Genomic DNA, 12,016 nt, shown 5'->3' with positions numbered 1-12,016 from the left:
CAGCGTCCACCGCATCGAAGCCCACACCGACCTCCTGTTCACCAAGCGCCACCTCTGGAACCGCTCCAACATCGAACTCGACTTCGGCGGCCACCACATACGCACCGAAGGCATCGAGAAGAACACCCACGACAACCCCTTCGGCGCCGTCCTCTCCTTCCGCGGCACCGTCACCGACACCACCGTCGAACACACCCTGAGCGCGGCGATGCCGGATCTCTCGGACCTCTTCGAGGTCGGCGACTCGTCGAAGTTCGCCGTCGGCCAGTGGTGGGCCGTGGAGATCAACGCCCTGGCGGGGAAGTACGAGAAGGAGATCCAGCGTCTCGTCCAGGTCACCGATGTCGTCGACGCCGGGCACGTCCGGGTCAACTACCAGATCGGCTGGGACCTGGCCGCGGGCCGCACACTGACCTGGACCCGCGTCGAGCCCGTCGACCGAGCCCACGTCCGCAACATGGTCTTCGAGGGCTGGGGCGAGGACGAGATGACCGGCTCGCACCCGGTCGCGTACGAGTACGCGGTGCGCTGCGACGTCTCCGGGATCGAGGCCATCGGCACCTTCTGGCCGGTCGTGATGCGCCGCTGGTGCACGTACTACCGCACCGAGCAGTGCTCGCTGACCAACCCGAAGTCCGTCACCTACGGCGGCGCGGGCTACCTCACCCAGCAGATCTACTGCCTGTACGGGCACGTGGAGGACTGTCACACCTCCAACGCCCGCCACCTCAACGACTTCACGGCCTCCGCCTACTGCTACGTCACCAACTGCCACGGCGACGGTGACGACGAGGGCCCGTTCGTGACCCACGGTCAGTTCGAGCACGACCTCGTCTACACCGGCAACTCCGGGCTGATGACCTTCGCCAACTCCGGTGCCGCCTGGGGCGGCAGGGCCAAGCGGATCACCGTACGCCGGCACGCCTGCTCCTGGTTCGTGGCCAGGGTCAAGATCACCGATCTGACCCTGGAGGACGTCCTGGTCATCGGCAAGAAGTCGCTCGCCGGCTCCGGAATGCTCTGGGTCAACGCCGACGGTGTGCAGATGCGCGGCTGTACGGCCACCGGTCCGCTGATCGTCTCCCGGGCCTCGGACCTCTCCGCCCGCCCCAATGTGATCGCCGACTCCTCGTTCGCGTTCGCGGCGGGCGCCGAGATCACCCAGGCCAACGTCACCGCCCCGCTCACCATCCAGCGCAGCGTCCTGAAGGGCGTCGACGGCGCGGTCCTCAACGGCACCGGCCCGCTCACCCTGGACCAGTGCACGCTGACCGGCTCCAAGGACACCGCCCCGGTCTCGCTCGCGCACGCCGACATCACCGTGCTCGGCGGCGAACTCCGCGACACCGGGCTGAAGCTGACCTCGGCGAAGGACCAGCGGCTGCGCGTCGACGGAACCCGGCTGAGCGGCACCAACAAGGACGGCGCCCTGCTCGCCCGCACCGGCTCCGGACGGACCGTCGACTGGCAGCTCACCGGCCTCGACTCGACCGCGCCCAAGGGCACCGCCCATGTACTGGTCACCGAGGGCCCCAACCGCTACCGGACCACCGGCTCCACCTTCACCGGCGGCCGGCTCGAACTGCGGCCCGCGGCGTTCACCGGCGACAGCCACCTGCTGCACACCGGCTGCGTCGAGGACGGCACCGAGCGCACCGCGCTGCCGGACGAGGGCGGCCGCGTCGCCCACACCGCGGCCACGCTGCGCATCTGATCACCCCATCGAGCACCAGGGATTCCCCGTGTCCACGCATACCCCGATCACCGGCCGGCCCGTACGGGTCGCGCTCGTCGGCGCCGGCAACCGCGGTCTGACGTACGCCGAGTGGATCAAGGCGCACCCCGAGCGCGCCGAGCTCGTCGCCGTAGCCGATCCGCGCCCCGCGGCGCGGGCCGCCGCCGGCGCACCCGTCGAATTCGACGACTGGCGGCCGCTGGTCGAGAACCGCATCGCCGACGCCGTCGTCGTCGCCACCCAGGACCGCTTCCATGTGGAGCCGGTGCTGGCGCTGGCCGAGGCCGGCTACGCGATCCTCGCCGAGAAGCCCCTCGCCCCGACCGAGGAGGAGACCCGGCGGATCGTCGAGGGCGTGGAGCGGGCCGGGGTCCTGTTCGCGGTGTGCCACGTCATGCGGTACACCCCGTACACCGACCTGGTGAAGGAGGTCGTGGACTCCGGCGTGCTCGGTCAGCTGGTCTCCCTCGACCATCTGGAGCCGGTCGGCTGGTGGCACTACGCCCACAGCTATGTGCGCGGGCCCTGGCGCAGCGAGAAGGACTCCTCGCCGATGCTGCTCGCCAAGTCCTGCCACGACCTGGACTGGATCACATACGTGATGGGCGGCCGGATCGAGCAGGTGTCCAGCTTCGGCGGGCTGAAGCACTTCCGGCCCGAGAACGCCCCGGCCGGGTCCGCCGGGCGCTGCCTCGACTGTGCGGTCGAGTCCGACTGCCCGTACAGCGCGCTGAAGCTCTACATGCCGACGCTGCGCGAGAAGGGCGCGGTCTGGCCGGTCACCCATGTCACCGAGGCGACCGACGAGGCCGGTCTCGTGCAGGCGCTGCGCGAGGGCCCGTACGGCGTCTGCGCGTACCGCGGCGACAACGACGTGGTCGACCACCAGGTCCTCGCCATGCAGCTGACGGACGGGGTGACCGCCACCTTCCAGATGGTGGCGTTCACCGAGCAGACGCACCGCCAGACCCGGATCTTCGGCTCGCACGGCTGGCTGATCGGCGACGGCGAGCGGGTCACGGTGCAGGACTTCCGGACCGGCGAGTCCACCGTCCATGAACTCGGCGCCTCCGGTTCGAACGCGGCGGACGGGCACGGTGGCGGGGACGCCGCGCTCGTCGACGCGTTCGTCACCGCCGTCGCCACGGGTGACGCCGGAGCGGTCCGCTCCGGTCCCGCCACCTCGCTCGGCAGTCATCTCGCGGCGTTCGCCGCCGAACGTGCCCGGCACACCGGCACCGTCCAGACGGTCCCGGCGCAGTGACTCCCCCCGAAGGGCCTGTCGTTCCGACCGGACCGGGCTCGCCCTCTTCCCGCCCCACCCTCACGTCCTCGGAGGACCACCTCATGTCCCGTCTCCTCACCCGCCGTTCCAGAGTCCGCGCCGTGGCCGCCCCCGTGGTGGCGACCGCGCTCGCCGCCGGTGTGCTGGCCGGCTGTTCCGGCAGCGGCAGCGACGACAACACCGTCACCATGTGGACCTACCCGGTCATCTTCGACGAGGCCAAGAACAAGGCGTACTGGGACGGCCTGATCAAGGCGTTCGAGAAGGAGCACTCGGGCGTCAAGGTGAAGGTGGAGACCTTCCCGTGGGCCAACCGCGACACCGCGCTGGCCACCGCGATCGCCTCCGGCAAGGGCCCGGACGCGGTCTACCTGATCCCGGACCAGCTGCCGAAGTACGCCAAGAGCATCGTCCCGGCCGACGAGTACATGCCGACCGACGCCAAGTCGGACTACACGGACTTCGCCCTGAAGTCCGTCACCATCGACGGCAAGGCCCTCGCCACCCCGATCCTGACCAGCGCCAACCCGCTGATCTGCGACAAGCGGGTGTTCGCCGCGATCGGCGAGAAGACCTACCCCACGAGCTGGGCGGAGCTGGAGGCACTGGCCCCGAAGCTGAAGGAGAAGGGCTACTACGCCACCACCTACTACGGCGACACCCAGCAGACCCTGAACATGACCTTCTACCCGCTGCTCTGGCAGGCCGGCGGCGACGTCTTCTCCGAGGACGGCAAGAACGTCACCTTCAACGACGCGGCCGGCGTCAAGGCGCTGACGTACCTGAAGAAGCTCGTCGCCGGCGGCTACACCGACAAGGACCTGGTCACCACCACGCCCAAGCTGGAGCAGACCCCGACCGCCAAGGGCAAGGTCGCCTGCACCTGGCAGAACACCCCGGCGGACGTCGAGCCCTTCTGGGGCAAGGAGAACATCGTCGTCCAGCCGCCGCTGAAGGACGTGAAGCCGGTCGGCTACGGCACGGTCGGCGCGCTGTCGATGCTGAAGGGCGCCGACAAGAAGAACACCGGCGACTGGCTGAACTTCGTCGCCGAGTCGAAGAACGCGGCTGGCCTGCAGAAGGCCGCGGGCTACTTCCCGGCCCGCAAGTCCGGCGGCGACCTGTACCCGGACGACGCCCTTCAGACGGCGGTCGGCGCCACGCTGCCGAGCATGACCGTGGGCCCGCTCCAGGACAAGGCCCGTGAGGTCCAGGGCGTGCTCGCGCCCGAGATCCAGGCGGCGCTGCTGGGCAAGAAGAGCCCGCAGGAGGCGCTGAACGCCGCGCAGAAGGCCGCTCAGGCGATGCTCGGCCGCTGATCGGGCGCGGTTGCGGGATCCGGCCGCACCCGGATCCCGCAACCGCCCTCCCCGGGGGCCCCGCCCCCGACCCCCCGCAATTCCCCCGTACCGCAAGGAGATCCCCGTGGCAGTCGTCGCGGAACCAACCCGCCGGGGCCGTCGCAGCGGGCCGCAGGCGCGCCGCGAGGCCCGGATCGGCCTGCTCTTCGTCCTTCCGTGCTTCCTGCTCTTCCTGGCGTTCCGGTTCGGTCCGGGCATCGCCGGGGTGCTGATGAGCTTCACCGACTACACCCTCACGGGCGGCGGCAGCTTCATCGGGCTGGACAACTTCACCCGTCTCTGGGACGACCCGCTGTTCTGGCAGGCGCTGAAGGTCACGGTCCTCTACACCGTGCTCGCGGTGCCGGGCACGCTGATCGCCTCGGTGTCCCTGGCGCTGATCACCCGCCGCGCGTTCCGCGGCGCCAAGTTCTTCCGGTCGGTGTTCTTCCTGCCGGTCGTCACCTCGCTGGTGCTGGCCGCCACCGTCTTCGTCTGGATCTTCTCCACCGGTGGGCCGTGGTCCACCCTGATGAGCTGGTTCGGGATGTCCGAGGGCTCCTGGCTCTCCGACGACGTGCTGGTGCTGCCCGCGCTCGCGATCGTCGGCGTCTGGTCCCGCTTCGGGTACGGGATGCTCATCCTGCTGGCCCGGATGCAGGACATTCCGCGTGAGCTGGAGGAGGCGGCGCTGACCGACGGCGCGGGCCCCTGGCAGCGGTTCCGGTACATCGTGCTGCCGCAGCTCAAGCCCGCCCTGTTCTTCCTCGCCGTGATCGAGACGACGGCGTCGTTCCAGGTCTTCGACGCGGTCTACACGATGACCGGCGGCGGCCCCGCCAACGCCAGCTACACGCTCGTCTTCCAGCTCTACGACGCGGGCTTCAAGTACTTCGACCTGGGTTACGCCTCCGCCATCGGCGTCGCGCTCTTCGCGCTGACCGTGGTGGTCGCGGTGATCCAGCGGCTCGTGATCGGGAAGGACCAGTGACCATGACCGCAGCACCCGCCCAGACCGAGACCCCGCCCGCCCCGGAGGCACCCGCGGCCCCCGACCGGGCCGCGCGCCGCGCCGAACGCAAGCTGCGCAAGCTCTCGGAGCAGGACACCGTCCCGTACGGCATGCGGCCCACCCGGGCCGGCCGGATCGGCCGCGCCGTGCTGCTGACGGTGGCCGCGCTCGTGACGGTCTTCCCGTTCTACGCGATGGTCGTGCTCTCCCTGAAGCCGTCCGCGGCGGTGGAGTTCCCCGGAAGTCTGCTGCCGTGGCCGCTGACCGGCGAGGCGTACGACACCGTCATGAACTCCCAGGACGTGCCGCGCTGGCTGTTCAACACACTGATCTACTCGGTCGTCTCGGTCGTCGGCGTGCTGCTGCTCGCCTCGCTCGCCGGGTACGCCTTCGCCAAGAAGCGCTTCCCGGGCCGGGAGACGATGTTCTGGTCGTTCCTGTCGATGGTGATGGTCCCGTACCACGTCACGATGATCCCGACCTTCGCGATGATCGCGAAGTTGGGCGGCGTCGACACGTACTGGGGTCTGATCGTGCCGACCCTGGCCAACGCCCAGGCGGTGTTCCTGATGCGGCAGTTCATCCAGGGGCTGCCGGACGAACTGTTCGAGGCGGCCCGGCTGGACGGCTGCAACGAGTGGCAGATCTTCTACCGGATCGTGCTGCCTCTGCTGAAGCCGATCCTGGCCACGCTCGGCGTCTTCGTCTTCCTGTGGCACTGGAACGACTTCCTGTGGCCGCTGGTCATCGGCCAGTCCACCGACATGCGCACCCTCACCGTCGGCATCGCCTCGCTCCAGCAGCAGAACGTGCCGCTCAACGTGGTGCTCTCCGGCTCCGTCATCGCGTTCGTGCCCATCTTCGCCGCGTACATGGTGGGCCAGCGCTACTTCACCGAGGGCGTCACCGCGTCCGGAATCAAGGGATAGCTACGAATGTTCACCGATGAGGCCGCGCTCGAAGAGCGGCTCGCCACCCCCTCCCCCGCACTCGTCGCCGATCTCGGCCGCCTCGAAGGCGATCTGCTGGTGCTCGGCGCCGGCGGCAAGATGGGCCCCAGCCTGTGCCGGCTGGCCCGCCGGGCGCTGGACGCCGCGGGCCGCCAGGACGTGACCGTGTACGCGGTCTCCCGCTGGTCCGACAAGTCCGCCGCCGACGAGCTGGAGGCCGCCGGGGTCTCCACCGTGGCCTTCGACCTGATGGACCCGGCCGCCGATCTGGCCGGACTGCCGGACGCCGGGAACGTCGTCTTCATGGTCGGCGCCAAGTTCGGCTCCGCCGGGGCGCCTTCGCACGCCTGGGCGGTCAACGCCGCCATGCCGGACCGGGTGGCGCGCCGCTGGTCGGGGGCGCGGATCGCCGCGTTCTCCACCGGCAATGTGTACCCGCTGGTGCCCGTCTCCTCCGGCGGCTGCACCGAGAGCGACCCGGTCGGCCCGGTCGGCGAGTACGCCATGTCGTGCCTGGGCCGGGAGCGGATCTTCGGCCACGCGGCGCTGACCCGTGGCACCAGGGTCGCCAACATCCGCCTCAACTACGCGGTCGACCTGCGCTACGGCGTACTCGCCGACATCGCCTACCGGGTCCAGGCGGGCGAGCCCGTCGATGTGACCACCGGTCACGCCAACGTGGTGTGGCAGGGGTACGCCAACGAGGTCGCCCTGCGCTCGCTGCTGCACGCCACCGACGGCGAGGCGTTCACCCTCAACCTCACCGGCCCCGAGACCGCCTCGGTGCGCCGCATCGCCCAGTGGTTCGGCGAGGAGTTCGGCAAGGAGCCGGTCCTCGCCGGCGCGGAGGCGCCCACCGCGCTGCTCTCCGACGCGAGCCGCTGCCACGCGCTGTTCGGCTACCCGGACGTCACCCTGCGCACCCTCGTCGAGTGGCAGGCCGACTGGCTGCGCCGCGGGCTGCCGCTGTCCGGCAAGCCCACCAAGTTCCAGGTCCGTGACGGAAGGTTCTGATCCACTCCATGTCCACTCCCTCCCCCGTGCCGGCCCCCGCCCTGGACGCACTCGCCCGCGGTGCCGTGATCCCCGCGCACCCGCTCGCCCTGCACGACGACGGCTCCTTCGACGAGCGCCGGCAGCGCGCGCTGACCCGCTACTACCTCGCCTCGGGCGCGGGCGGCGTCGCCGTCGCCGTGCACACCACCCAGTTCGAGATCCGCGAACCGGAGGTCGGTCTGTTCCGGCCGGTCCTGGAGCTCGCCGCCGAGACGATCGACGCCGAGGCCGGCCGCCCGTTCATCAAGGTCGCCGGTGTTTGCGGCTACACGGCGCAGGCCGTCGCCGAGGCCGAGACCGCCGCCGCGCTCGGCTACGACGCGGTGCTGCTCAGCCCGGCCGTGCCCGGTGCGGACGAGAAGGGGCTGCTGGAGCGGGCGCGGGCGGTCGGCGAGGTGCTGCCGGTGATCGGCTTCTACCTCCAGGAGGCCGTCGGCGGACGCTATCTGTCGCCGCACTTCTGGTCGTCGTTCACCGATCTGCCGAACACCGTCGCGGTGAAGATCGCCCCGTTCGACCGCTACCGCACCGCCGATGTCGTACGTGCCGTGGCCGCCGCTGACCGGGCCGACGAGGTGGCGCTGTACACCGGCAACGACGACGACATCATCGGTGATCTGCTCACTCCGTACGAGACGGCGGGCGGCACTCCGCGCTGGTTCGCGGGCGGGCTCCTCGGCCAGTGGGCCGTGTGGACCGGCTCCGCGGTGACCCTCCTGGAGGACGTCCGCAGGGCGCGCGGCGGGGACCACGGGGCGATGGTGCGCTGCCTGGCCCGGCGCCCGGAGCTGACCGACGCCAACAGCGCCGTCTTCGATGTGCGCGGCGCGTTCCGCGGCTGCATCGCCGGCGTGCACGAAGTGCTGCGCCGCCAGGGCCTGCTGGCGAACATCCGGTGCCTGGACCCGGCCGAGACGCTCTCCCCCGGACAGGCCGAGGAGATCAGCCGGGTGGCCGCGGCCTACCCTTGGCTGACCGATGACGCCTTCGTTGCGGAGCACCTCGATGCCTGGCTCTCCTGACCCTGCCGACCGCTCCCGGGTGGTCGTCGCCGTACCGCCTCGGCTGCGGGCCCAGTTCTTCACCGCCGGCGTGTGGCGGGAGCTGGAGCGGGCGGCCGCGCTCACCGTCGTCGACGACCACTGCGACCGGGCCGCGGTCGCGGCCGCGCTGCCCGGCGCCCGTGCGCTGATCACCTCGTGGCGGGCGCCGCAGGTGGACGCCGGGCTCCTGGCGTCGGCCGACCGGCTGGAGCTGGTGGCGCACACCGGTTCCGCGGTCGCTCCCTATGTCACCGAGGAGGTCTTCCGGCGGGGCATCCTGGTCACCCAGGCCGGTGACGAGATGGCCCGCCCGGTCGCCGAGGTGGCCCTCGCGTTCACGCTCTCGCTGCTCCACCGCGTCCACCGCTTCGACCACGCCCTGCGCGGCGGGCTGGAGTGGGATGCGGCGAGCGAGGCGCCGCCGCGCCACGAGATCCACGGCAGCGACATCGGCGTGATCGGCGCCTCCCGCACCGGGCGCGCCTACATCGCCCTGGTGCGGGCGATGGGCGCCCGGGTGAGCGTCACCGACCCGTACCTGTCCGACGCGGACGCCGAGGAGCTCGGCGTCGAGTCCGTACCCCTCGAAACGCTGCTCTCGCGCAGCAGGATCGTGGCCGTGCACGCGCCGGTCACCGAGGAGACCCGCCGGATGATCGGTGCCGCGCAGCTGGCGCTGATGCCGGACGGGGCGGGTCTGGTGAACACCGCCAGGTCCTGGCTGGTCGACGAGGACGCGCTCCTCGCCGAGCTGGCCACGGGCCGGCTGGACGCGGCGATCGATGTCTTCGACGCCGAGCCGCTGCCCGCCGGCCACCCCTTCCGTGCCCTGCCGAACGTACTGCTCACCCCGCACCAGGCGGCGGGCAGCGTCGAGTGCCGGCAGCGGCTCGGCGCGAGCGCGGTCGACGAGGTGCTGCGGCTGCTCGCCGGGCGCCCCCCGGCCCACGCCGTCACCGCGGACGCCCTCACTCGCCTGCATTAAGGGCTCATCGAGCCCTCGACCCCCGTACCGTTCAGGAGATTTCACTTCATGCGACTGATGCGCATCGGCGAGCCGGGCCACGAGCGCCCGGTCCTCGTCTGCCCCGAGGGCCGTCACCACGACCTGTCCGGCATCACCGACGACATCGACGGCGCGTTCCTCGCCGCGCTCGCCGACAACCCGCATCTGGTGCCCGCCGAGCCGGTGCTCCCGGAGACCGACATCACGGGCCTGCGGATCGGCGCCCCCGTGGCCCGGCCCTCCGCACTGCTCTGCATCGGCCAGAACTACGCGGCCCACGCGGCGGAGTCGGGCGCCGAGCCGCCCGAGCAGCCGATCCTCTTCTACAAGTCGCCGAACACCGTCGTCGGCCCGTACGACGACGTGCTGATCCCGCGCGGCTCGAAGAAGACGGACTGGGAGGTGGAGCTGGCCGTCGTCATCGGCCGCCGCGCCTCCTACCTGGACTCCCCCGCCGACGCCGCCGCGCACATCGCGGGCTACGCCGTCAGCAACGACGTCTCCGAACGCGCCTTCCAGCTGGAGGAATCCGGCGGGCAGTGGTCCAAGGGCAAGAGCTGCGCCACCTTCAACCCGCTCGGCCCGGTGCTGGTGACCGCCGACGAGGTCGGCGACCCGCAGCAGCTGCGGTTGCGCAGCCATGTCAACGGCGAGCCGCGTCAGGACTCCAGCACCGCGGACATGATCTTCAGCGTGGCGCATCTGGTGCACCACCTGTCGCAGTATCTGGTGCTGGAGCCGGGCGACATCATCAACACCGGTACCCCGCAGGGCGTGGCGCTGTCCGGCCGCTTCCCCTACCTGGGTCCGGGCGATGTGATGGAGGTCGAGATCTCGGGCCTCGGCCGGCAGCGCAGCGTCTGCCGGCCCGCGTAACGGAATCCGTAACGCCCCTCAGTCCTCCGGGAGTTCGACCGGGGCGATGTCGTCGAAGACGTCGCCGGGGCCGGGGTTCGTCGCATCGGTCGCGCCGCCGAACTGGGTCATCACGCCCCAGACGGCGTTGAGCGCGGTCTGTACGGCGCCCTCGGCCCATCCGGCCGTCCAGGAGATGTCGTCGCCCGCGAGGAACAGACCCCGGCGGTCGGCGGGCAGCCGGTCCTGCATGAAGTGGGTGAACAGCCGCCGCTGGTAGCGGTAGTGGCCCGGCAGGTTGGCCTTGAACGCCCCCATGAACCAGGGCTCGTTCTCCCAGGACACCGTCACCGGGTTGCCGATGACGTGCTTCCTGATGTCGACGTCCGGGTAGATCTCGCCGAGCGACTTGAGCATGACGTCCATGCGCTCGTTCGGGGAGAGCGGCAGCCACTTCAGGCTGTCGTCGCACCAGGTGTACGAGAGACAGATGACGGCGGGCCGGTCGGGGCCGTCGTCCAGGAGGTACGTCCCCCGGGTCATCCGGTCGGTGAGCGTCATCGACATGGTGTCCCGCCCCGTGGCCGCGTCCTTGTCCAGCCAGAACGGCCGGTCGACGGGGACGAAGAGCTTGGACGACTCCATGTAGTGGGTGCGCTCCATCGCCGTCCAGTGGTCGATCGGGAAGAGCGCGTCGTCGCAGTCGATCTTCGAGAGCAGCAGCCAGGACTGCCCGGTGAAGATCGCGGCCGGGTAGGTACGGATGTCGCCGGTGGAGTCGGTGACGGTGATCCGGTTGCCGGCGGTGCGGTTCAGCCGGGTCACGGCGGGGCGCGGCCCACCGTCGTGCAGCGAGGACAGCGACGTACCGAGCGGCCAGTGGACGATCTTCTGCGGCTCGCGGTCCCAGAGCCGCAGCGGGAGCTGCTGACTGCCGCCGACGATTCCCCGGTGGTGGTCGTCCGCCTCGGTGTAGACGACGCGCAGGATCTCCAGGATGGAGTTGGGGAAGTCGGTGTCCCAGCCGCCGGTGCCGAAGCCGACCTGGCCGAAGATCTCCCGGTGCCGGAACGACTTGAAGGCGTCGGAGTCGCAGAGGAATCCGTAGAAGGTCTGGTTGTCGAGCTTCTTGACGAGCTCCGCCCAGATCTCCCGGATGCGCGGCACGTCGCGCTCACGCATCGCGCGGTTCATGTCGGAGAAGTCCGCGCCCTCCTCCAGGCAGCGGTTCCAGGCGTCCATCACATCGCGGTAGACCTGCGGCAGGTCGTCGATGGTCCGCGCGTAGTGCGACTCGCCCTTGAGGTCGACGACGGTCGAGGGGGTGGCCGCGGAGAGCGGGTTGGGGAACGGCTTCGTCTCCAGGCCGACCAGGTCGATGTAGTGCTGGAGCGCGGTGGAGGACGGCGGGAAGCGCATCGCGCCCATCTCGGCGGTGAGCTGCGGATCGCAGCCCTCGAAGCCGACGGTGCGCAGCCGTCCGCCGATCCGGTCCGCCTCGTAGACGACGGGCCTGAGCCCCATCTTCATCAGCTCGTACGCGGCCACGATGCCGGAGAGCCCGCCGCCGATGACGGCCACCTCGGTGCCGTGCCCGGTCGCGGGTATCTGCCCGATCCCGGCGGGGTGCGCCAGGAAGTCGTCGTACGCGTAGGGGAAGTCCGGCCCGAACATGGTGATCGGCTCGGTGGCGTCGGTGTGCTGGACGGCGTTGGGCACCGTGGACGTCATGGG

General features: G+C 70.7%; 10 protein-coding genes. 9 read left to right on the top strand and 1 reads right to left on the bottom strand.

What is annotated here, in order from left to right:
- From ACWCPY_RS13080 to ACWCPY_RS13040, 9 genes are all read left to right on the top strand, one after another.
- The coding region (locus tag ACWCPY_RS13080) for a peptidase C14 (RefSeq protein WP_451264351.1) at positions 1–1,714 on the top strand (1,714 nt) is incomplete at its 5' end.
- A gap of 28 nt (positions 1,715–1,742) precedes the next feature.
- Positions 1,743–2,999: a Gfo/Idh/MocA family protein gene (locus ACWCPY_RS13075; RefSeq protein WP_451264350.1), complete on the top strand. Its 1,257-nt coding sequence runs from the start codon at positions 1,743–1,745 to the stop codon at positions 2,997–2,999.
- A gap of 83 nt (positions 3,000–3,082) precedes the next feature.
- Positions 3,083–4,339, top strand: coding sequence for an extracellular solute-binding protein (locus ACWCPY_RS13070; protein WP_451264349.1), 1,257 nt, complete (start codon positions 3,083–3,085; stop codon positions 4,337–4,339).
- Between the two features lie 106 nt (positions 4,340–4,445).
- Positions 4,446–5,351 (top strand): carbohydrate ABC transporter permease, encoded by a 906-nt coding sequence (locus tag ACWCPY_RS13065; protein WP_329817652.1) that lies wholly within the window; start codon positions 4,446–4,448, stop codon positions 5,349–5,351.
- A gap of 2 nt (positions 5,352–5,353) precedes the next feature.
- On the top strand, positions 5,354–6,301 hold the full coding sequence (locus ACWCPY_RS13060) for a carbohydrate ABC transporter permease (RefSeq protein WP_451264348.1): 948 nt from the start codon (positions 5,354–5,356) through the stop codon (positions 6,299–6,301).
- A gap of 6 nt (positions 6,302–6,307) precedes the next feature.
- Positions 6,308–7,336, top strand: a complete 1,029-nt coding sequence (locus tag ACWCPY_RS13055) for an NAD-dependent epimerase/dehydratase family protein (protein WP_329817654.1) — start codon at positions 6,308–6,310, stop codon at positions 7,334–7,336.
- Positions 7,337–7,344: 8 nt separating this feature from the next.
- Positions 7,345–8,400, top strand: a complete 1,056-nt coding sequence (locus tag ACWCPY_RS13050; RefSeq protein ID WP_451264347.1) for a dihydrodipicolinate synthase family protein — start codon at positions 7,345–7,347, stop codon at positions 8,398–8,400.
- A complete protein-coding gene (locus ACWCPY_RS13045) occupies positions 8,384–9,406 on the top strand; it encodes a hydroxyacid dehydrogenase (protein WP_451264346.1) in 1,023 nt (340 codons plus the stop codon). The genes ACWCPY_RS13050 and ACWCPY_RS13045 overlap by 17 nt, the downstream gene beginning before the upstream one ends.
- A gap of 48 nt (positions 9,407–9,454) precedes the next feature.
- Complete coding sequence (locus tag ACWCPY_RS13040) at positions 9,455–10,303, top strand: fumarylacetoacetate hydrolase family protein (protein WP_451264345.1); 849 nt, start codon at positions 9,455–9,457, stop codon at positions 10,301–10,303.
- An 18-nt stretch (positions 10,304–10,321) separates the two neighbouring features.
- Here the strand turns inward: ACWCPY_RS13040 and ACWCPY_RS13035 are convergent, their stop codons facing one another.
- On the bottom strand, positions 10,322–12,013 hold the full coding sequence (locus ACWCPY_RS13035) for a flavin monoamine oxidase family protein (protein WP_451264344.1): 1,692 nt from the start codon (positions 12,011–12,013) through the stop codon (positions 10,322–10,324).
- Positions 12,014–12,016: the final 3 nt, after the last annotated feature.

This window comes from Streptomyces sp. NPDC002403 (assembly GCF_053593015.1).
This window is presented reverse-complemented; position numbering and strand designations above follow the sequence as displayed.